Source organism: Acidovorax sp. GW823-FHT05D11 (assembly GCF_058795695.1).
The window spans coordinates 3,464,145-3,484,719 of the sequence record NZ_CM179502.1 but is presented as its reverse complement, the minus strand read 5'-3'; the positions used below and the strand labels follow the sequence as shown (position 1 = coordinate 3,484,719).

Here is a 20,575-nt window from a genome sequence, read left to right as displayed (position 1 = left end):
ATTGGCTGCCCACCGCGCCTTGCATCCCATCCCGCAAAAACCACTGCGCGACCCCTGGGAGATCGTGAACACGTTCTAAGGCCTTCAACCGTACTTGATGGCGACGGTCTTCAAGGTGGTGAAGCCGTACAGTGCCTCAAAGCCCTTTTCGCGCCCGTAGCCGCTGGATTTGACGCCGCCAAACGGCAGCTCCACACCGCCCGCAGCGCCGTAGTTGTTGATGAACACTTGGCCGCTGTGCACACGCTTGGCCATGCGGAACTGGCGCGCACCGTCGCGCGTCCAGATCCCGGCCACCAGGCCGAACTGCGTGGCGTTGGCGAGTTCCACCGCATGGTCCTCGTCCTGGAAGGCCATGGCCGACAGCACGGGGCCGAAGACTTCTTCCTGCGCCAGGCGGTGGCCCACGGGCACATCGCGCAGCAGGGTGGGGGCCTGGTAGTAGCCGGTCTCGGGGGCTTCGTCCACCACCACGCCCTGGGCCACCATGGGGATGCCGGCCACCTGGGCGTCGGACAGGAAGTCCCACACGCGCTGCTGCTGCGTCTGGCGGATCAGCGGGCCCACGTCCAGGTCCATGGCGGCGGGGCCCACGCGCAGCTTTTCAAACGCCTTGCCCAGGCGTTCGAGCAGGGGTTCATAGATCAGCGAGTCGATCAGCACGCGCGAGCCCGCCGAGCAGGTCTGCCCGGCGTTCTGCACGATGGCGTTGATGACCACGGGAATGGCGGCGTCCAGGTCGGCATCGGCAAAGATGATCTGCGGGCTCTTGCCGCCCAGCTCCAGCGTGACGGGGCAGTGGCGCTCGGCGGCCACCTGCTGGATCAGCGTGCCGATCTTGGGGCTGCCGGTGAAGCTGATGTGGTCGATGCCGGGGTGGCGCGCCAGCGCGTCGCCCACCTCGTGGCCGTAGCCGGTGACGATGTTCAGCGCGCCGGAGGGGAAGCCCACCTCGGCCGCCAGCTGCGCCACGCGGATCAGCGACAGGCAGGCGTCCTCGGCGGGCTTGACCACGCAGACGTTGCCCGCCGCCAGGGCGCCGCCCACGCTGCGGCCGAAGATCTGCATGGGGTAGTTCCAGGGGATGACGTGGCCCGTGACGCCGTGGGGCTCGCGCCAGGTGAGCACGCTGTAACCGTCGGGGTAGGGAATCGTCTCGCCGTGGAACTTGTCGCACGCACCGGCGTAGAACTCGAAGTAGCGCGCCAGCGCAATCGCATCGGCGCGTGCCTGCTTGGTGGGCTTGCCGCAGTCGCGCTGCTCCAGGGCCGTGAGTTCGTCGGCATGCTCCAGGATCTTGGCCGAGAGCTTTTGCAGCAGGCGGCCGCGCTCCACGGGCGCCATCTTCTGCCACACCGCGTGGTAGCACTGGCGCGCCGCATGCACCGCCGCATCGATGTCGTCGGCGTTGCTGCGCTGGATTTCGTCGAAGGTCTGGCCGTCGGACGGGTCGATCACGGGGATCGTGCGGCCCGAGGCGGACGGAACCGAGGCGTTGGCGATGTAGTTCAGTTGCATGGCCGTCATTTTGCCCGGAAATGGAATGTGTGCTTATTAATTTTTTCAACCTTTGCGTCTCTCTTCGCGGCATGTGACACACGGTTTGGCGGGAAAGGGCGAGGCGGTTGGTAGCGAAGGCTTTCCATGCCGTGGGGCGAGTGATGGCTGTCACTCATGATTAGCCAGCTGCCCCCTGTGCAACGCATGGCGGAAGATCAGAGTTTGTGATAATGAACAAGAAAGTGACGCACTGGTCTGCTCAAATATGAAGTTAATATTATGGCCGCAAGTGCGTATACACGAAGCCATCGGTGCAAGTTATCTGCTATTCAGGTGTTGAACCTCAGGTTTGAAGCAACCCGTGCTGGGCGCTTTAGGTCAGCTTATTAATAATAATTTCTGAGATCTTATGTTGCAGTGTTTTTTGAAAATTATTTCAGTATCGTTGGCACTCCTTGGGCCGCTATTTGCATATCAAAATCCAGCGTGGATGTTTAGTGCCGAGGAGTGCGGCAAGGTTGGAGCGCTTTGTGTCCCTCCCATCCCGACCGAGTGGCGTTATTTTGATCAACCTATTTGTTCAGGGGGGGGCTGGGTTGGGTGTGCCAGAGTCGGAAGGTGGCGAGGCGATAGTTCTAAATTGCTCGATTGGTTTAATGGAATCGTACGGTATGCCCCCGCAGAGGCTGGGGAGTCGCTGTTCAAGATATACAGTTACTGCTCACGGCTGGAAAGCCACACAATATTTTTCGGCTCTTTCAAATGTTTCCTATGCTGAATCACCAGATTCACCATTCATAAAATACAAGTCCTGGGATATTGCCAGCCCTGCGGATAATTTGACATGTATCGGTAACGGGGAGGTAATCTCTACAATGTACAGAACAAGGCACCTTAGTTGCCCGCCTGGATTTATTGGAAATGATGGTTTGGTCGAGAGTCCGAACATCAGATACTGTTATAGATATTCTGAACAGCAACCTATTGAAAAATCCTGCAACCGGGCAGCTTTTGGGGAGGGAGCTGGTACTTTTTATTCTGGAAATCCCGCAACAGAGAGGGATCAGTACGGATTGTTCTTTGGCAATCCAGTAGAAACGGCCACCGGGGAGAAGTTTCAGGTCGAGTACGATTGGATTGACCCATCGGGAAGAGGCTTCAGTGTTTTGCGTCTTTATCGCACAGATTGGGCTGAACTTAAAAATGGCTTGATCGGCAATGCCTGGCAGTTTTCTATTTCTGCTCGCCTGCATTCAGTAACGGATAAACAAAAAGCAATCAGGCTACCTGATGGTTCCTTGAGGCGGTTTGTGGCTAATCTTGCTACAAGTCCAGTGCAATGGCAACCCAGCGGGCATGGCAGTACCTTGGTTGCATTGGGGGATAAGTTCTCGTATAAACATGCTGAAGATGGAAGTTTGTGGCTATTCCAAGGCGAACTATTGCAGGAGGTTGTAAGCCGGAACGGCTGGCGAAGAAAATACTTCTATAATCTTGGAAAAATTGAGAAAATTCAGGATGAATTTGGCAGGGAGATGATCTTCTCTTATGAGGGGAATGGGCCTATTTCCATATCCCTTCCTGGGGGTGGCTTGATCCGATATGCGTACAACGAGCTTGGCCAGTTATCGAGAGTGATCTATCCAGATGGTAGCTTCAGAAGCTATACATATGTGGGTTCTGGTTTATCTCCGCTTCTTGAGAAGATATATGATGAAAATGGGAATTTATTTTCAGAATTTGGCTATGACAGCAAGCGAAGGGCGGTAAGAACTTCTCAGTCCAATGGAGTGAATTCCTATGGATTTATATATTTTGATGGGGCAGGGCCAATTACCCATGTCAAAGACCCCTTGGGTCATCTGCGCGAATATGCCTTTTCTGTAAAATCTGGTGTAATCAATGTTACAAGTTCATCGCGTATCAGTCTGGACGGCACAGATGCTCGTTGGCGCACTGTTAATGAAAAAGGGCTTGTAGCCAGTTCCACCAACTCGCTCGGCGTGGTTACAAAACACTCTTGGGACACTGCGCGCTATCTACCGACATCGGTGGTTGAAGCCGCAGATACTGCAGATCAGCGTGCAACCAGCGTCACCTGGCACTCTCAATGGCGTCTGCCGTTGACTATCACCGAGCCAGGCCGGGTTACCACCTACACCTACGACAGCCAGGGGAACCCTCTGACCCAAACCGTCACCGACATCAGTGGTGGCTCCGGCGGCAGCTCCCGCATTACCAGTTGGACCTATTACCCCGGCGGTCTGGTCGCCTCTGAGACCGCCCCCAACGGCGCCACCAGCAGTTACCAGTACGACAGCACAGGCAATCTCACCGCTGCCACCGACACGCTGGGCCATGTGGACACCTACACCCACGACGCGGCAGGCCGCGTGCTCACCCACACCGTCCCCACGGGCCTGGTGATCACCTACACCTACGACCCTCGGGGTCGCATGCTCACCGTCAATCGGGGTGGCTTGTTGACGACAGTCACCTACAGACCCAGTGGCCAGGTCGCTACAGCCAGCCTGCCGCACGGCCACGTTGTCAGCTACACCTACGACCTTGCCCAGCGCCTCACTGGCTGGAGGGACAACCGGGGCAACGCGGGCGCCTACACCCTGGACAACATGGGCAACCGCACGCAGGAAGAGATCCTCAACGCCCAAGGGCAGTTGGTGTGGCGGCTGGCACGCACCATTAACAGCCTCAACCGCGTGGAGAGCGTGATCCTGGGGGGCAGCCAAACCACCACTTTTGCCTACGACAATAACGGAGACCGGGTGGCTATCTACAATGGCCTGAACCAGAGCACCCGCCAATCCCTGGACGCCCTGCGCCGCACCAAGGCCATCACCAACGCCGAAAACGCCACGGCCAACCTGGCCTACAACGCTCTCGATGCCATTACCCGGGCCAGCGACTTCAAAGGCGTAGCCACCACCTACACCCGCGACGCTTTAGGCAACGCCACCACAGAAACCAGCGCAGACACCGGCGCGCAGACCGCCCAGTACGACGCACTGGGCCTGCCCAGCACCATCACCGACGCCCTGGGCCAGGCCACCACCATCGAACGCGACCTGCTGGGCCGCCCCACGCTCATCACCTATGCCGACGGGCGCACCACCACCCTGCGCTACGACCTCACCACCGCCAGCCGGGGATACCTTGGCGAGATCGTGGACGCCAGCGGCACCACCACCTACCAGCGCGACCTGCTGGGCCGCATCACCACCAAGACCCAGACCCTGATCAACGGCGACACCCGCAGCGTGAGCTACGGCTACAACCCCCAGGGCCTGCTGGCCAGCACCACCTACCCCGGCGGGCAAGTGCTGCAAAACGTCTACGACACCACCGGCCAGCTCACGGGCCTGACCTGGGCGGGCCAGCCCCTGGTCAGCGGCATCACCTGGAACCCCCTGGGCCAGCCCACCGGCTGGAGCTGGAACCTGCCCGGCGGTGCGGCCGCCATCCCCGCCACCCGCAGCTACAACACGGCGGGCCAACTGGCCACCACCGAATTCAGCAGCTACCAGTACGACGCAGCGGGCCGCATCACGACCATCAGCCAAGACCTGTGGCAGCCTGCCAGCACCAACCCCCAAGACAGCACCCTCAGCCAGGCCACCAAGCTCTGGACGGTGAAGTACGACCTGGCGGGCCGCATCGTCGAGCTAGGAGACACAGGGCGCACCACCACCTACACCTACGACGCCAACGGCAACCGCACAACCAGCGTGCAGACCACCACCCTGGGCACCCCTGGCACCCTCAGCCGCACCTACGGCAGTGCCAGCACCCACAACCGCCTGCTGGGCTTTACGCAAACCGCCACCGCGGGCGGCAGCGCGGCCAACACCAGCGTCACCTACCAATACAACAGCGCAGGCGACCTGCTGGGCGACGGCCTGACCAGCTACCGCTACGACAGCGAAGGCCGCATGGAAAGCGCCAGCACCGGCCAGGGCGAAGACGCCCCCACCACCAAATACGCCCACAACGGCCTGGGCCAGCGCGTGTTCAAGACCGAGCCTTTGTACAGCGGCACACAAAGCAGTGGCAGCACCGGCAACAAAACCGGCAAGAACCTGAACAACCTGCTGGCCGACGACGAAGGCGACGACAACAAGGAAACCCAGGCAGAACCACCCGGCCTCATCCAGCAAATCCTCAGCTTCTTCAGCAAACTCTGGAGCCCCGGCACCAGCGACGCCGAGAAGCTGGGCTACAGCTACGTGTATGCAGAAGACGGCAGCCTGCTGGGCGAATACGGCTCGGGCGGCAGCAACAGCAGCGGCACCGCCCAATACATCTATTTACCCACCGCCAGCGGCCCCATGCCCATAGCGGCAGTGGTCAAAGGCCAAACCTATGCGGTCCACAGCGACCACCTGAACACCCCCAGAAAGCTCACCCAGTCCGATGGGCAAACCGCGTGGCAGTGGGCGTACAGTGCGTTTGGGGATGAGCAACCGACCACGGGGGCCAAGCGGTTTACGAGCGAGAGCACGAACCCGACGACGGGGGCCACCAGCATCCCGGAAGTCACGTTCAACCTGCGGTATCCGGGGCAGTACTTTGACCCAGAGACAAAGCTGTACTACAACTACTTTCGCACGTATGCGCCGAGCACAGGGCGGTATACGCAGGGCGATCCGATTGGGTTGGATGGGGGGTGGAATCGGTTTGCATATGTGAGTGGAAATCCGCTGAGCTACACCGATCCATTAGGTTTGTGGGAAATTTCAGATATTTTTCCTGAGGGTGCGCCAATCCTGCCTATTGGCAGGGCATTAGGCGGGGTTGTTGCTTATGGGCAGGGAGTGATCACCGGAAACAGCGCGTTAGCCAATGCGGCCATGGAAGGCTTGCAATGCAGCAGAGCTGAAAATATGGAAGCGCTAGGTATCGTTCTCTCTGTGGGGCGTGGCGGTAGGCAGATGCGCTTGCGGGAGTTATCTACAGATAATAAGCTGGGCACTGCGGATAGAGGATGGTTGATGCAGGAAATAAATGCCATTAATCGTGGGCAAAGGGTGAGTATCCGAAATCCTCCGGGAAAGGATCTTGCTCATGAGAGAGGTCGGGAAGCTGCAAAAGGATATGATTATGGTAGTGCCAATCTGCAAGATCGCAACCTACACAAGCTGCAGCACAAATATGATAATTTTGGACGCGCTAACAAAGAAAGGCCTTTGCCATGATTTCTAATGAAAAGGAGATTAATGCGATTATTTCTCTTGCTGGTCCGGAGAGGTTTTTCAGATTTGTAAAGGTGGTGGCAGATCGGCAGGAGGTATGGGGTTTGTATAGAGAGGGATGGGCTCTGGCTCAATCCGATGAAGGGGAAAAGGTTTTTCCACTTTGGCCAGCTAGGGAGTATGCTGAATTGTGTGCGGTGAGTGAATGGGATGGATACAAGGCTGAACCCATTGAACTGGAGAATTTTTTAAATAATTTGTTGCCACAACTTGCTATAGATGGTGTTTTGCCGGGGGTTTTTTATACACCTACTGATAAGGGCGTAACACCTTCTGTAAATATATTGAAGGCTGCGATAGAAAAAGAGTTGGAAAATTACTAAATTTCTACGATATGAGAGATCGTTGAAATTGATCTCAAGGAAATTGGTAAGAGGAGGGTTTCCGCGTCTCGGAGATCCGTTATTGCTGGTACGATATCTGCGCCTTTCATTGCTGCTATGGTTACGAGCGCGACCGATATTGCTGCAGTGTGCTACAGCAGTAGTCGCACTCATGCCGGCCTCAGCCATTGAAAACTCCTCAATTGATAGCTGGTAGCGCTCGTCTATCAGGCGCTAGCTGTTGATTCTCAGGAGGTTGTTCATGGCCGGAATGCGGCTGATGGGCGGCTGATGGTTGAGAGCGGAGTGTGGTCGACACCAGTTGTAGCCGTCAATGAATGGCTGCAATGCAGCTTGGCGCTGGGCTGAACTCTCGTAGGGTCTGGCATAGGCCCATTCGCGCAAACTGGTCTGCACGAAGCGCTCGGCCTTGCCGTTGGTCTTGGGCGTGTAGGGCCGTGTTCGGATGTGCCGGATGCCCAGTTCCTGGCAGGCTGCCCCGAAGGTGTTCTTGTAGCCCGCGCCGTTGTCGGTCATGACGCGCTCGATGCGCACGCCCAGGCTGGCGTAGTAGTCCACGGCCTGGCGCAGGAACTGCACGCAGCTCAGGGCCGTCTCATCGCCCAACACCCGGGCGAAGGAGACCCGGGAGTGATCGTCGATGGCCAGATGCACGGCGTCCCAGCCGATGCCTCGGTTGCGGTGCTGGCGCCGGCCCGTGATTCGGTGGCCCACGCCCTGGATGCATCCCAGGCGCTTGGTGTCGATGTGCAGCAACTCGCCAGGGCTGGCCCGCTCATAGCGGCACACGGGCACGGGCGGTTGCAAGGCGCTCAAGCGGCTCAAGCCCAGGCGGGCCATGTGCCGGGCCACGGTGGACAGGCTGCGGCCGCACTGGCGGGCGATGCGCCACAACGGCAGGCGTTGTCGGCGGTGCAGTTCGAACTGGCTCACCTGTTCGGGGCGGCAAGCTGTGGGGCTGTGATGCGGTCGCGAGCTTCGATCACACAGCCCTGCGGTGCCTTCGGCCCTGAAGCGGGCCAGCCACTTGAACCCGGTGCGGCAGCTCACGCCCATGGCCTGGGCGGCCGCTGTCACGCACCAGCCTTCGTCCAATACCCTGCTGACCAGCAGGGCTCGACCCGCAGCCGTCAAGCGGGCATGCTTATGACTGTTCATCCGTCTCTCCTGACTTGAGTTGCTTGGCCTGGTAACCACAGCTTCCCAAATCCGAGACGGATGAACAACCTATTGAGACATCACAGCTAGCGGCCAATTTGGTCCCAAATCCGGCAAGGCCAGTGGGCTCCACCCCTTGCTGGCCCTGGCCCTTGTCTTTGCCGGGGCCGCATCCCACGCCACCAGTCTCCCTCGCATTCCCCCGGCCATCCACAACGACCCGCACCTGCTGGGCGACGGCCTGACCACCTACCGCTACGACAGCGAAGGCCGCCTGGAAAGCGCCAGCACCGGCCAGGGCGAAGACGCCCCTACCACCAAATACGCCCACAACGGCCTGGGCCAGCGCGTGTTCAACACCGAGCCTTTGTATAGCGGCACACAAAGCAGTGTCAGCACCAGCAGCAAAACCGGCAAGAACCTGAACAACCTGCTGGCCGACGACGACGAGCCTGGGGCAGCAGAACAACCCGGCCTCATCCAGCAAATCCTCAGCTTCTTCAGCAAACTCTGGAGCCCCGGCACCAGCGACGCCGAGAAGCTGGGCTACAGCTACGTGTATGCAGAAGACGGCAGCCTGCTGGGCGAATACGGCTCGGGCGGCAGCAACAGCACAGGCACCGCGCAATACCTGTACCTGCCCACCGCCAGCGGCCCCATGCCGATCGCGGCAGTGATCAAGGGAACGGCCTACGCCGTGCACAGCGACCACCTGAACACCCCCAGAAAGCTCACCCAAGCTGATGGGCAAACCGCGTGGCAGTGGGCATACAGTGCGTTCGGCGACGAACAGCCCACCATTGGGGCCAAGCGATTCACCAGCGAGAGCACCACCCCCACCACGGGCGCCACCAGCATCCCGGAAGTCACGTTCAACCTGCGGTATCCGGGGCAGTACTTTGACCCAGAGACCAAGCTGCACTACAACTACTTCCGCACGTATGCGCCGAGCACGGGGCGGTATACGCAGGGGGATCCGATTGGGCTAAACGGCGGTTGGAGCCGGTTTGGATATGCCGAACAAAATCCGTTGTTCTTCACCGATCCGAACGGACTTTGCCCCATTTGCGTCGGTGTTTTTGCGATGGCAGAAGTCACCATGCTGCTCCACTCTGCAGCGATGGACCCGGTGCCGCTGCCGGGCTCCAGCATTGCAGCACGATCCTCTGTTGGCGCTGCGATGGTGGGGCAGGCGATTCCTGCAGCGGTTTCTAAAATGACGCCTGTCTCCCAGGCCATCATTCATGGAGTTGATACTGGCGCGTACTGTGCAGCTAAAAGCATTGACGAATTAGCAATACAGTTCGGTAAGGTAGAAAATCAAATATCTCACACTTTCAGGCATGTAGAAAAAGCAGGATTTGATCGGAAGGCGGTGCAAGAGACTATTAGGCAAGACCTTTTGAGATCTGCTGAATCCTTGGTAGGCGGGCAGTACAGTGGTAGTGTTGTGTTAAATGGCACAAAACTTGAATATAGTGCGTTTAAATTATCGGATGGGACTATAAATGTCGGACGAATTACTCCGCCAAGAAAATAAAAAAACGCGTTTTTTGCGCGAAGATGAAAAAATGCTTTTGACTGCATTGCTATCTAAGCATGCAGACTTTCTTCGCTTTAAAGAAGAGATCGCGCGGGGGAAGGTGTGTGATATGTCGGATGGGGGTATGGGGAGCGTAAAATTCGTTATGACTGAAGAGCGGTCACTAGGTGGAATTCTGGTTGAGGCGGATTATTTTGATGACGATGGCGTCCCTGTGGTTATTTCGATTAATGTGGATGAAAAGGGAAATCTTTATGAGATGGATTTTTGGAAAACTGATTTCTCACCCTTGATTAAATATCCGCAGCCGGAGTCGGTGCTAATAAAAATTTGATTGATCTGCGGATGATTTTTACAGATACATGGGTCAGGTTGCCTTCTACTAAAATCGTGCAAACCTATTTCCTTTGACCAATAGAGGGTGAGGGTGAACTCAAAAACGAAGTGCAATACTCCCTACCGGGGTTTAGTTAGCAGCTATTGAAAAATCCTGAATTGATAGCTGCTAGCGCTTACCCATCAAGGGCTAGCAGCCAATTTGGTTCCAAACCCGGCAAGGCAAGCAGGCTTCGCGCCCTGCTTGCCTTGGCCCTCGTCTTTGCAGGGGCCACATCCCACGCTATCAGTCTCCCCAGCATTCCCCCGGCCAGCCACAACCATACGCACCTGCTGGGCGACGGCCTGACCACCTACCGCTACGACGGCGAAGGCCGCCTGGAGAGCGCCACCACCGGCTCGGGCGCAGACGCCCCCACCACCAAATACGCCCACAACGCCCTGGGCCAGCGCGTATTCAAGACCGAGCCGCTGTACAGCAGCGCCACCCAAAGCACCAGCAAGAACTAGGACAACCTGCTGGCCGACGACCAGGAGCCTCAAGAGCAACCCAGCTTCATCCAGCAACTCCTCACCTTCTGGAGCAAGCTGTGGAGCCCGGGCACCAGCGATGCCGAGAAACTCGGCTGGAGCTACGTCTATGCAGAGGACGGCAGCCTGCTGGGCGAATATGGATCGGGCGGCAGCCACAGCAGCGGCACCAACCAATACCTCTACCTGCCCACGGCAGCAGGGCCGATGCCGATAGCGGCCATCATCAAAGGCCAACCCTACGCCATCCACAGCGACCACCTGAACACCCCGAGGAAGCTCACCCAGGCCGATGGGCAAGCCGCGTGGCAGTGGGCGTACAGCGCGTTCGGGGACGAGCAGCCGACGACGGGGGCAAAGCGGTTCACGAACGAGACGACCAACCCCACGACGGGGGCCACCAGCATTGCGTAGGTCACGTTCAACCTTCGGTATCCGGGGCAATACTTTGACCCAGAGACAAAGCTGCACTACAACTACTTTCGCACGTATGCGCCGAGCACAGGGCGGTATACGCAGGGCGATCCGATTGGGTTGGATGGGGGATTCAACAGATTTGGGTACGTAAATCAAAACGCATTGTCATTTATTGATCCTGCGGGATTGAGTGCGACTGATATTGAGATTATGCTTAGGGAACTAGCATATGAATTTGGCGAATTTCGGCCAAGAGGAACTTGGATGTTTGGTGTTCCTAGTAACCCTGATGACATTGCTGCGACAGAATTAATATCTGGAAATATGATTTTTCGTCCTGAATGGTCCACCCCTGGGTGCTTGTCACCTGAAGAGTTTAATACTCGAATTAGCAAGGTTTTTCATGAGAGTATGCACAGTACGGATAGTGCATTTCGGAGAATTTTTGGAGGCGAGGCAAATCACGAATTAATATGGAATCGTGAGAGATGGGAATTTGGGGTTATGCATCCAAGTAAGAGAAAAAAGCAGGGAACGATGTGGGGAAATCCGAGATCAACCCCCGTGGATGAGGATGCCATCTACAGCAGGTATTTAAAGAGCAATCCAGACTGCACTTGTAGGCGATAGGAAAAAGCATGAACCGTCCAAAAGTTGTTGTTTTGCTTTTATTTCTATCGATTGGTTTTATATTATTTGGATTTTTGTTCTTTGGGAAGGTGCATGAAAATCAGCGCGTGAAGACCACAAATATGAATATTTCTGATGTGGGTGCCGCTATTGGTTTGTTTGAAAAAGAATTCCATCATTATCCTAAAGTATTGGAGGATTTGGCTCCGCCGCAAGGGAATTTTATATATCCAACCGCGCGTGTTCTTGATGGATGGGAACAACCGATCAGGTATTATTTGACGGAGGGGGCTATAAAGCCTTTCAATCTGTACTCGATTGGTAAAAATGGCAGGGACGAGCATGGTTCTGGGGATGATTTGAGTTTTTGGTCTTTAGAAAATGCAGGCCTGGAAGGGCGGATTCAAAAGTGAAGTGCAACACGCTCCACTCATGCTGGCTCTCAGCTATTGAAAACTCCTAATTTCATAGCTGCCAGCGCTTACTCATCAAGCGCCAGAGGCCAATTCGGCCTCAAACCCGCCAAGGCCAGCAGGCTCCACACCCTGTTGGCCTTGGCCTTCGTCTTTGCCGGGGCCGCATCACACGCCAGCATTCCCAGCGCTCCCCCTGCCAGCATCGGTTGTTTCTCTGAAATCCTGGACGCCAGCGGCACCACCACCTACCAGCGCGACCTGCTGGGCCGCATCACCACCAAGACCCAGACCCTGATCAACGGCGACACCCGCAGCGTGAGCTACGGCTACAACCCCCAGGGCCTGCTGGCCAGCACCACCTACCCCGGCGGGCAAGTGCTGCAAAACGTCTACGACACCACCGGCCAGCTCACGGGCCTGACCTGGGCGGGCCAGCCCCTGGTCAGCGGCATCACCTGGAACCCCCTGGGCCAGCCCACCGGCTGGAGCTGGAACCTGCCCGGCGGTGCGGCCGCCATCCCCGCCACCCGCAGCTACAACACGGCGGGCCAACTGGCCACCACCGAATTCAGCAGCTACCAGTACGACGCAGCGGGCCGCATCACGACCATCAGCCAAGACCTGTGGCAGCCTGCCAGCACCAACCCCCAAGACAGCACCCTCAGCCAGGCCACCAAGCTCTGGACGGTGAAGTACGACCTGGCGGGCCGCATCGTCGAGCTAGGAGACACAGGGCGCACCACCACCTACACCTACGACGCCAACGGCAACCGCACAACCAGCGTGCAGACCACCACCCTGGGCACCCCTGGCACCCTCAGCCGCACCTACGGCAGTGCCAGCACCCACAACCGCCTGCTGGGCTTTACGCAAACCGCCACCGCGGGCGGCAGCGCGGCCAACACCAGCGTCACCTACCAATACAACAGCGCAGGCGACCTGCTGGGCGACGGCCTGACCAGCTACCGCTACGACAGCGAAGGCCGCATGGAAAGCGCCAGCACCGGCCAGGGCGAAGACGCCCCCACCACCAAATACGCCCACAACGGCCTGGGCCAGCGCGTGTTCAAGACCGAGCCTTTGTACAGCGGCACACAAAGCAGTGGCAGCACCGGCAACAAAACCGGCAAGAACCTGAACAACCTGCTGGCCGACGACGACGAGGCAGAACCCGCCAAGGCCGAACAACCCGGCCTGGTCCAATGGCTCCTGGGCTTCTGGAGCAAACTCTGGAGCCCCGGCACCAGCGACGCCGAGAAACTGGGCTTTAGCTACGTGTACGCAGAAGGCCGCAGCCTGCAGGGCGCGTACGAAGAATGCAGCACCGACACCTCAGGTAGCGCGCAATACGCAATACCTCTGGCTGCCCATGGACTCAGTAGCAGCCAGCCCGCAGCGCCGCCAGGTCCAAGATCTCCACCTCGCCACGCTGCACGCGCACCAGGTGGCGCGACTCCAGGTCCTTGAGGATCTGGTTGGTGGTCTGGCGCGAGATGGCCAGCATCAGCGACAGCTGCTCCTGCGAGATGCCGATCACGCGGCGCGACTGGCCCTCGGCCGTCCACTGGCCGTAGCCCTCGGCCATCATCACCAGGCGGCGTGCCAGGCGCTGCGGGGCGGGCAGCAGCGCCAGTTCCTCCATGGCCACGAAGGCGGTGCGCAGCTTGTCGGTGAGCAGCAGGGCCAGCGCATGCCAGTGTTGCGGGTGGGCCTGCAGCCAAGCCTGCAGCCGTTCGTGCGGCACCTGCAGCAGCGTGCTGGCCTCGGCGGCATGGGCGTCGTGGGTGCGCGCCGAGCCGTCGAACACCGAGATCTCGCCAAACCAGTGCGGCGGCTCCAGCCGCGTGAGCAGCGCAGCGCGCGCCTCGTGCGCCCGCCCGCCCGTGCCCGAGATGCTGATGGCCCCGCGCACCACCGCGTACAGCCCGCAGGGGGCGTCGCCGCGCAGGAACAGCACCTCGCCCGGCTGCAACTGGCGCAGGTGGGCCATGGCGATCAGCGGCTGGGCAAAGTCCGGCGGCAGGTGGGCAAACCAGCGGCCGGACTGGAGAACGGGCAGGTAGGCGGCGGGGTGGGTCATGCGGGGAGGGCGGGGCGCGCGCGGGGCGGAAGGAAGGGGCTGAAGGGGAAGTGCTGAAGGGAAGGGGGCTTTTTGTCGTGTGTACGACAGACGTTGCGGCCCCTGCGGGGCGACCATTGATCCTGCTCAAAACAATACCAGGAGACACCCATGAAAACCCTGATCGACCACCTGGCCCAGTACGCCGACTACCACCGCGACCCGCGCAACATCCACACCCACTTCGTGGGCGTGCCGATGATCATGTTCGCGGTGGTGGTGCTGCTCTCGCGCCCCGCGTGGGCGGTGGGCGGCCTGCCCCTGACCCCGGCGCTGTTCTGCGCGCTGGCCAGCAGCGTCTTCTACCTGCGGCTCGACCTGCGTTTTGGCCTGGCCATGGCGGCGCTGCTGGCCGCGATGCTGGTGGTGGCGCAGTGGGTGGCGCTGCAGTCCATGGCCGTGTGGCTGGCCACGGGCATCGGCCTGTTCGCCGTGGGCTGGGTGATCCAGTTCGTGGGCCACCATTACGAAGGCCGCAAGCCCGCGTTCGTGGACGACCTCGTGGGCCTGATCGTGGGCCCGCTGTTCGTGGTGGCCGAGTGGGCCTTCGCGCTGGGCCTGCGCAAGGAAGTGCAGGCCGCCATCGAACTGCGCAGCGGACCGGTGCGCCTGCGCACGGGCCAGGCGGCGGCCTAGGGGCACGCCGCTTTTTCCGCCCGCCTCGCTGTCCCTTTTTCCTTTTCTTTCTCTCTCTCCTTGTCGTCCGGTCGCGGCACTCCGCCCACGGCGCCCTTGTGGCGCCGTGGGCATCGCCGTTTCCACCCGCTTTGAACGGAGCACGGCCCTCTGCGGGCCGTGTGTGCACATGAGCTTTGTTTCCATCCTTCCCCCCCTGCTGTTCATTGCGCTCGGGCTGGTCATGTTCGGCCTGGGCCTGTCGCTCACGGTGGGCGACTTCAGGCGCCTGCTGCAGCATCCGCGCGCGGTGCTGCTGGCCCTGGTGCTGCAGGTGCTGGTGCTGCCGGCGGCGTGCTACGCCCTCATCGTGCTGCTGGGCGTGGCCCCCGTCTACGCGGTGGGGCTGATGCTGCTGGCGGCATCGCCCGGCGGCGTGTCGGCCAACCTGTTCAGCCATCTGTTCGGCGGCAACGTGGCGATGAACATCTCGCTCACCGCCATCAACACCGTGCTGTCCATCGCGAGCCTGCCGCTCATCACCAACTGGGCCATCGACACCTTTGCCCGCACGGGCCAGGTGGTGCCGCTGCAGTTCGGCAAGGTGGTGGAGGTGATCGTCATCGTGCTGGTGCCCGTGGTGCTGGGCATGGCGGTGCACCGGCGCGCGCCGGCGTTCAGCGCACGCATGGAAAAGCCCATGAAGATCTTCAGCGCCGTGGTGCTGGCGGCGTTCGCGCTCATCGCCATCGCCAAGGAGTGGACGGCGCTCGTGGAGTCCTTCGCGGGCATCGGCCCGGCCGTGCTGCTGTTCAACGCCATCAGCCTCGCATCGGGCTACTACCTCGCACGCGCGGCGGGGCTGGACAAGTCCATGGCCACGGCGATCAGCTTCGAGATCGGCATCCATAATTCCACGCTCGCGATCTTCATCGCGCTGTCGGTGCTCGGCAACTTCCAGCTCGCGCTGCCCGCCGCCATCTACTCGGTCAGCATGTACCTCCTGGCCACGCTGTTCGGCATGCTGGTGCTGCGCCGCCCTGGCACGGCGGCCGCGGCCAAGGTGGCGTGAGCGCGATGCGGCCGCTGATGAAGAAGGCGCTGCTGGCCCTGGGGCTGCTGGCGGTGTTCGCGCTGGGCGCGCTGGCCTGGGCGCTGCAGCAGCACCCCTCGCTGCAGCCGTACGCGGATCTGCGCTGGAAGGTGCCCGCCGGCGGCGAGGCGCCGCCACCCGTCAAGGTGACCTTCCTGGGCGTTTCCACCGTGCTGCTGGACGACGGCGAGACGGCGCTGATGACGGACGGATTTTTCTCTCGCCCCGGCAAGCTGCAGACCTTCCTGGGCAAGGTGGAGCCCGACATGCAGGCCATCACGCAGGGCCTGCGGCGTGCCGGCCTGCCGGGCGAAACGGGCAGGCTGGCGGCGGTGATCCCCGTGCATTCGCACTACGACCACGCCATGGATGCGCCCGAGGTCGCGCGGCGCATGGGTGCGCTGCTGCTGGGCTCCGAGTCCACGGCCAACGTGGGGCGCGGCTGGGGCCTGGCCGAGGCGCAGATCCGCGTGGCGAAGCTGGGCGAGCCGCAGCGCTTTGGCCGCTTCACGGCGACGCTGTTCGCCAGCTGCCATGCGCCCACCGGCTTCACGGGGGGCGAGGTCACCGCCCCGCTGCACCCGCCGGTGCGTGCCAGCGACTACAAGGAGGGGCAAAGTTATGCCCTGCATGTGGAGCATGGCGGCAGGACGCTGCTCATCGTGGGCAGCGCGGGCTTCGAGCCTGGCGCGCTGCGCGGCGTGCAGGCCGACGTGGTGCTGCAGGGCATCGGCGCGCTGGGGCCCCGGCCCGAGAGCTACCGCGATGCGCTGTGGACCGAGGTGATCGCCGCCGTGGGCGCCCGGCGCGTCATTCCCATCCACTGGGACGACTTCTGGCAGCCTCCGGGCCGGCCCATGCAGCCCATGCCCCCGCCGCTCGATGCCTTCGATGTGTCCATGGCCTACCTGCGCGAGCGGGGCGCGCGCGACGGCGTGGATGTCCGCCTGCCGCTGGAGTGGCAGGCGATGGACGTGTGGGCCGGGCTGTCCGCGCGCCGTTGAGCGGTGAGGGAGCAGGGCGGCGGGCCCGGCGCGGCGTGGTGCTCAGACGGCTGGCAGGGGCCGGGGGCGGGTCTTGTACAGCAGCGCCGCCGTGGCCACCGCGCACAGCGCCACCAGCGCGCACAGGTGGGGCAGGGCGGCCGACAGCGGCGCGCCCAGCTGGTTGAGTCGCAGCGAGGCCTGCACGCCCGAGGTGCTGGGCAGCAGCCAGCGCAGCCACTGCAGCGGCTCGGGCAGGGCCTCCACGGGCCACGAGAAACCGGCCACGAACGCGATGGGCAGCGTGGTGAACAGCAGTACCTGCAGCGCGCGCTCGCGGTTGCCGAACCACAGCCCCAGCAGCGACCCCAGCGCGGCGACGGCGGGCACGTAGCAGGCCAGGAGCGCCAGTGCGCCCAGCGGGTTGCCGCCGCGCGGGTAGCCGTGCAGCACGAAGATCCAGCCAAAGTAGAACAGCCCGCTGGCCCAGCCCAGCGTGCTCAGCGCCAGCAGGCGGCCCAGCCAGGTGGTGGCGCTGGCTCGGTGCTCGCCGGCCTCCACCCAGGTGCCGGTGAGCAGGGCGGCGCCCATGAGCAGGGTCTGCTGCAGGATCAGCAGCGCCACGGCGGGCACCACGAAGCTGCCATAGCCCTCGATGGGATTGAAGAGCGCCACCATCTGCAGCTGCACCGGCGCGCGGCTGGCCGCGGCCTGCTGCGCGCTCTGGCCGCCGGCCTGCAGCTTGCGGATCTCGACCCCGGCGGACACCGTGCCCACCGCCTCGGCGAAGCCGTACTGCACGGCCTTGTTGAGCAGCGCATAGGCACCGTTGGCCTCGATGCTGACCACCGCGTTCTCGCCGCGCACCACGCTGCGCTTGAGGTTGGCGGGGATCAGCGCATAGCCTTCGATCTCGCCGCGCCACAGGGCCTCCTGCGCCTCGCGCTCGCTGCCCGTGACCAGGCGCACCTCGATGCGCGGGTCGGCGTCGGCAAAGCGCGTGATCTGGCGCGACAGGCTGCTGTGGTCCATGTCCACCACCGCCACGGGCACGCGGGTGAGCACCTCGTCGGCATAGAACCAGGGGTAGAAGAAACCGTAGAGCACGGGCGCGCCGATCAGCAGCAGCAGCACGCCCTTGTCGCGCGCCATGGTGGCCAGCGCCAGCAGCCAGGCGTGCAGCAGGCCCCGGGGGGCGGGGTTCGTGTGGACGTGCATGTCAGCGGCCTCCCCAACTGGCGGGCTGGCCCGCGGCAAAGCTCAGCCCCATGGCGGCCACGAGCCAGAGCACGCCGGTGGCGATGAGCAGCGCCGCCATGGTGGACACGCTGGTGGCCAGCGGCGCGCCCATCTGCAACTGCTCGATCTGCAGCCGGATGTAGTGCGTGAACGGCATGGCCTCGGCCCAGGCGCGCGCGCTGGCGGGCATGCCCGCCAGGGGAAACGCCACGCCGCTGAACGCGAACGCCGGCGCCGCGAAGAACCCCGCGCCCGACAGCGCGGTGCGCAGCGAGCGCGTGAGGGCCGCCAGGGCCGCGCCCGCCGCCACCGACACGGCCATCAGCAGCGCCAGCGCGGCGGCCACCCAGGGCAGGCTGCCCGGCGGGTGCCAGCCCCGGCCCCAGGTGATGCCCGCCAGCGCCAGCAGGCCCACCAGCGTGAGCGTGGCCCAGGGCAGCACGAGCTTGCCCAGCAAGGCGCCTGCGACAGGGACGAAACGGCCCGTGCCCAGCCACTCGCCCAGGCTGCGGTCGCGCAGCTCGCGGCCCACCGTCCAGGCTCCGGCCGTCATGGCCAGGATGTGCAGCAGCGCGGGGATCAGCGCCGCGCCCAGGAACTGCTCGTAGTTGCTCGACACGTTGAACAGCGCCACCAGCTGCGTGTGGATGGGCTCCCTGCTCACGCGCACGGCCTGCGCGCTTTCGCCGCGCTTGTTGCGCGCGGCCATCTCGATGCCCGCCGACAGTGTGCCCACGGCGGCGCGCACGTCGCGCTGCAGCAGGCCCGAATGCGTGCCCATCTGCGCGTTGTGCAGCAGCGTGACCTGGGCTGCGCGGCCTTCCTTCACGGTGCGCGCGAAGTCGCGCGGGATGGTGACGACGGCATAGACCTCGAGGGCGCGCAGCGCGCGCTCCGCCTCGGCCGCGTTGGCGTGGTTCTGCGCGATGCGCACGCCCGGCGTGGCGTCGAGCATGCGCACCAGCTGGCGCGACAGGCTGGAGTGGTCCTCATCGACCATCCCCACGGGCAGGTGCCGCGGCAGGCCGGCCGAGAAGATCCACCACAGCAGCGCCACGGCCAGCAGCGGCACCCAGGTGACCATGGCCAGGTCCCAGGGGTCGGCCGCCAGGCGGCGGGCCTCGCGGCGAAAGCTGTTTACTATTGAATTCATAGCTGCTAGCGCTTATCTATCAAGCGCTGAAGGCAATTTTTACATCGATGATCCATTGCGCTTCACGGCCATCGCAGGGCATGGAAGACGCGCGGCCCAGCCAGGGCAGCCGGACAAGGGCCGCCCCGCGGCGAGGGCTGCGTTCCCCTGCCCGCAACGCACAGCGTTGCGAGAGCCGGGGGGAAGCGCCGCAGGCGCTCAGGGGATGTCGGTACATTTCACTGCACCAGCACCGTCATGCCGGGGCGCGCGTCCTCGATGGGCGCGGCGGGGCGGGCGCGCACCTCGAAGGTGCGGGCGTCGAAGCCCTGGCCCGCGCGCGTGGCGCGCCAGGTGGCGAAGTCGGGCAGGGCGCCGGTGTGGTAGACCTTGAACTTCACCGCCTTGTTGCCCAGGGCCGGCAGCGTGGCGTCGAACTCGCTGCCGATGGCAAAGCGCTGCAGGCGGTCCTCGCGCACGTTCAGCACCACCCACTGGTCCTTGAGGTCCACCACGGTGACCACGGCCACGCCCTGGGGAGAGAGTTCGCCGGTGCGGGCCAGCACCTTGGCCACTTCGCCCGCCACGGGGCTCTTGAGCTCGGTCTCGGCCTGGGCGGCCTCGACCTCGGCCACCACGCCCGCGACCTGGCGCGCCTGGGCGCTGGCGGCCGAGCGGTCTTCGGTGCGGGCGCCGGCGCGGGCCAGGTCGTACTGGGCCCTGGCGGCCAGCGCCTGGTCGCGCGATGCCTTGAAGTTGGCCTCGGCCTCGTCACGCTTTTGCGCGGCCACTAGGCCCTCGCGGGCCAGGCCGTCCACGCGCTTGAAGGAGGACTCGGCCAAGTCGGCGGCGGCCACGGCGCGCTGCCAGTTCAGCCGGGCCATTTCGATTTCCTGCGGGCGGGCGCCGTGCTGGGCCTTGTCGGCCACGGCCTGGGCGGCCTCCTGCGCGGCGGTGGCCTGGGCCAGCTTGGCCTTGACTTCGGGGCTGTCCATGCGGATCAGCGGCGCGCCCACGGCGATCTGGTCGCCTTCCTTCACCAGGATCTGCGCGATGCGCGCGGTCACCTTGGGAGCGATGTCGGCCTCCTGGGCCTCCATCTGGCCCTGGAAAAGCTCGGGTGCGGGCTGCGAGGCCTTCCACAGGCCAAAGCCCACGAAACCGGCCACGGCCACGACGGCCACGGTGCCGATCACGGCGGCCTTCTTGCTGTTGTTCTTGCTGTTGCTCATGTCATTCGCCTTCGTTC

At 62.4% G+C, this 20,575-nt stretch carries 18 protein-coding genes; 11 read left to right on the top strand and 7 right to left on the bottom strand.

All coding sequences use genetic code 11. From position 1 onward, the window contains the following. Positions 1–84 precede the first annotated feature (84 nt). Positions 85–1,518 (bottom strand): aldehyde dehydrogenase family protein, encoded by a 1,434-nt coding sequence (locus AC3RCE_RS16175; protein WP_218341622.1) that lies wholly within the window; start codon positions 1,516–1,518, stop codon positions 85–87. A gap of 911 nt (positions 1,519–2,429) precedes the next feature. On the opposite strand from AC3RCE_RS16175, the gene AC3RCE_RS16170 reads away from it, so the two are divergent. After that, positions 2,430–6,713, top strand: coding sequence for an RHS repeat-associated core domain-containing protein (locus AC3RCE_RS16170; RefSeq protein ID WP_492253479.1), 4,284 nt, complete (start codon positions 2,430–2,432; stop codon positions 6,711–6,713). Next, on the top strand, positions 6,710–7,093 hold the full coding sequence (locus AC3RCE_RS16165; RefSeq protein ID WP_492253478.1) for a DUF2750 domain-containing protein: 384 nt from the start codon (positions 6,710–6,712) through the stop codon (positions 7,091–7,093). The genes AC3RCE_RS16170 and AC3RCE_RS16165 overlap by 4 nt, the downstream gene beginning before the upstream one ends. Positions 7,094–7,327: 234 nt before the next feature. Here the strand turns inward: AC3RCE_RS16165 and AC3RCE_RS16160 are convergent, their stop codons facing one another. Further along, the gene (locus tag AC3RCE_RS16160) at positions 7,328–8,272 is read right to left on the bottom strand and encodes an IS481 family transposase (RefSeq protein WP_492253477.1); all 945 of its coding nucleotides are present in this window, start codon (positions 8,270–8,272) and stop codon (positions 7,328–7,330) included. 136 nt (positions 8,273–8,408) lie between these two features. On the opposite strand from AC3RCE_RS16160, the gene AC3RCE_RS16155 reads away from it, so the two are divergent. The 3 genes from AC3RCE_RS16155 to AC3RCE_RS16145 all read left to right on the top strand — a co-directional run bounded on the left by AC3RCE_RS16155 (position 8,409) and on the right by AC3RCE_RS16145 (position 10,661). Beyond that, a complete protein-coding gene (locus AC3RCE_RS16155; RefSeq protein ID WP_492253476.1) occupies positions 8,409–9,812 on the top strand; it encodes an RHS repeat domain-containing protein in 1,404 nt (467 codons plus the stop codon). Continuing rightward, positions 9,781–10,149, top strand: a complete 369-nt coding sequence (locus AC3RCE_RS16150) for a DUF6984 family protein (RefSeq protein ID WP_492253475.1) — start codon at positions 9,781–9,783, stop codon at positions 10,147–10,149. Before AC3RCE_RS16155 ends, AC3RCE_RS16150 begins: the two co-directional genes overlap by 32 nt. 251 nt (positions 10,150–10,400) lie before the next feature. Beyond that, entirely contained in the window at positions 10,401–10,661 is a 261-nt protein-coding gene (locus tag AC3RCE_RS16145; protein ID WP_492253474.1) for a hypothetical protein, read from the top strand. Positions 10,662–10,921: 260 nt separating this feature from the next. Here the strand turns inward: AC3RCE_RS16145 and AC3RCE_RS16140 are convergent, their stop codons facing one another. Further along, entirely contained in the window at positions 10,922–11,101 is a 180-nt protein-coding gene (locus AC3RCE_RS16140; RefSeq protein WP_492253473.1) for a hypothetical protein, read from the bottom strand. A 46-nt stretch (positions 11,102–11,147) separates the two neighbouring features. Here AC3RCE_RS16140 and AC3RCE_RS16135 point away from each other — a divergent pair, with 46 nt between their 5' ends. From AC3RCE_RS16135 to AC3RCE_RS16125, 3 genes are all read left to right on the top strand, one after another. Further along, positions 11,148–11,729 carry an RHS repeat-associated core domain-containing protein gene (locus AC3RCE_RS16135; RefSeq protein ID WP_492255394.1) on the top strand — a complete coding sequence of 194 codons (582 nt, stop codon included), beginning with the start codon at positions 11,148–11,150 and terminating at the stop codon, positions 11,727–11,729. A gap of 8 nt (positions 11,730–11,737) precedes the next feature. After that, positions 11,738–12,142, top strand: a complete 405-nt coding sequence (locus AC3RCE_RS16130) for a type II secretion system protein GspG (protein WP_492253472.1) — start codon at positions 11,738–11,740, stop codon at positions 12,140–12,142. A 141-nt stretch (positions 12,143–12,283) separates the two neighbouring features. Next, the gene (locus AC3RCE_RS16125; RefSeq protein WP_492253471.1) at positions 12,284–13,612 is read left to right on the top strand and encodes a hypothetical protein; all 1,329 of its coding nucleotides are present in this window, start codon (positions 12,284–12,286) and stop codon (positions 13,610–13,612) included. On the opposite strand, the gene AC3RCE_RS16120 is transcribed toward AC3RCE_RS16125, so the two are convergent. Then, positions 13,521–14,225: a Crp/Fnr family transcriptional regulator gene (locus AC3RCE_RS16120; protein ID WP_492253470.1), complete on the bottom strand. Its 705-nt coding sequence runs from the start codon at positions 14,223–14,225 to the stop codon at positions 13,521–13,523. The genes AC3RCE_RS16125 and AC3RCE_RS16120 overlap by 92 nt on opposite strands. A gap of 150 nt (positions 14,226–14,375) precedes the next feature. Here AC3RCE_RS16120 and AC3RCE_RS16115 point away from each other — a divergent pair, with 150 nt between their 5' ends. The 3 genes from AC3RCE_RS16115 to AC3RCE_RS16105 all read left to right on the top strand — a co-directional run bounded on the left by AC3RCE_RS16115 (position 14,376) and on the right by AC3RCE_RS16105 (position 16,976). Continuing rightward, positions 14,376–14,900: an Mpo1 family 2-hydroxy fatty acid dioxygenase gene (locus AC3RCE_RS16115; protein ID WP_218297627.1), complete on the top strand. Its 525-nt coding sequence runs from the start codon at positions 14,376–14,378 to the stop codon at positions 14,898–14,900. 169 nt (positions 14,901–15,069) lie between these two features. After that, positions 15,070–15,951 carry a bile acid:sodium symporter family protein gene (locus AC3RCE_RS16110; protein WP_492253469.1) on the top strand — a complete coding sequence of 294 codons (882 nt, stop codon included), beginning with the start codon at positions 15,070–15,072 and terminating at the stop codon, positions 15,949–15,951. Between the two features lie 5 nt (positions 15,952–15,956). After that, positions 15,957–16,976 carry an MBL fold metallo-hydrolase gene (locus tag AC3RCE_RS16105; protein WP_492255393.1) on the top strand — a complete coding sequence of 340 codons (1,020 nt, stop codon included), beginning with the start codon at positions 15,957–15,959 and terminating at the stop codon, positions 16,974–16,976. 42 nt (positions 16,977–17,018) lie between these two features. Here AC3RCE_RS16105 and AC3RCE_RS16100 read toward each other — a convergent pair whose 3' ends face one another. The 3 genes from AC3RCE_RS16100 to AC3RCE_RS16090 form a co-directional block, all read right to left on the bottom strand. Next, positions 17,019–18,173: an ABC transporter permease gene (locus AC3RCE_RS16100; RefSeq protein WP_492253468.1), complete on the bottom strand. Its 1,155-nt coding sequence runs from the start codon at positions 18,171–18,173 to the stop codon at positions 17,019–17,021. Position 18,174: 1 nt separating this feature from the next. Next, positions 18,175–19,347 (bottom strand): ABC transporter permease, encoded by a 1,173-nt coding sequence (locus AC3RCE_RS16095; RefSeq protein ID WP_492253467.1) that lies wholly within the window; start codon positions 19,345–19,347, stop codon positions 18,175–18,177. A gap of 218 nt (positions 19,348–19,565) precedes the next feature. Further along, positions 19,566–20,558, bottom strand: a complete 993-nt coding sequence (locus tag AC3RCE_RS16090; RefSeq protein ID WP_492253466.1) for an HlyD family secretion protein — start codon at positions 20,556–20,558, stop codon at positions 19,566–19,568. Positions 20,559–20,575: the final 17 nt, after the last annotated feature.

What these genes read in the sequence shown, in the direction of transcription:
- AC3RCE_RS16165 (WP_492253478.1), top strand. Translation starts at nt 6,710, where the DNA reads ATGATTTCTAATGAAAAGGAGATTAATGCGATTATTTCTCTTGCTGGT.
- AC3RCE_RS16160 (WP_492253477.1), bottom strand. Translation starts at nt 8,272, where the DNA reads ATGAACAGTCATAAGCATGCCCGCTTGACGGCTGCGGGTCGAGCCCTG.
- AC3RCE_RS16115 (WP_218297627.1), top strand. Translation starts at nt 14,376, where the DNA reads ATGAAAACCCTGATCGACCACCTGGCCCAGTACGCCGACTACCACCGC.
- AC3RCE_RS16175 (WP_218341622.1), bottom strand. Translation starts at nt 1,518, where the DNA reads ATGCAACTGAACTACATCGCCAACGCCTCGGTTCCGTCCGCCTCGGGC.
- AC3RCE_RS16120 (WP_492253470.1), bottom strand. Translation starts at nt 14,225, where the DNA reads ATGACCCACCCCGCCGCCTACCTGCCCGTTCTCCAGTCCGGCCGCTGG.
- AC3RCE_RS16100 (WP_492253468.1), bottom strand. Translation starts at nt 18,173, where the DNA reads ATGCACGTCCACACGAACCCCGCCCCCCGGGGCCTGCTGCACGCCTGG.
- AC3RCE_RS16105 (WP_492255393.1), top strand. Translation starts at nt 15,957, where the DNA reads ATGCGGCCGCTGATGAAGAAGGCGCTGCTGGCCCTGGGGCTGCTGGCG.
- AC3RCE_RS16130 (WP_492253472.1), top strand. Translation starts at nt 11,738, where the DNA reads ATGAACCGTCCAAAAGTTGTTGTTTTGCTTTTATTTCTATCGATTGGT.
- AC3RCE_RS16150 (WP_492253475.1), top strand. Translation starts at nt 9,781, where the DNA reads ATGTCGGACGAATTACTCCGCCAAGAAAATAAAAAAACGCGTTTTTTG.
- AC3RCE_RS16110 (WP_492253469.1), top strand. Translation starts at nt 15,070, where the DNA reads ATGAGCTTTGTTTCCATCCTTCCCCCCCTGCTGTTCATTGCGCTCGGG.
- AC3RCE_RS16095 (WP_492253467.1), bottom strand. Translation starts at nt 19,347, where the DNA reads ATGAATTCAATAGTAAACAGCTTTCGCCGCGAGGCCCGCCGCCTGGCG.
- AC3RCE_RS16090 (WP_492253466.1), bottom strand. Translation starts at nt 20,558, where the DNA reads ATGAGCAACAGCAAGAACAACAGCAAGAAGGCCGCCGTGATCGGCACC.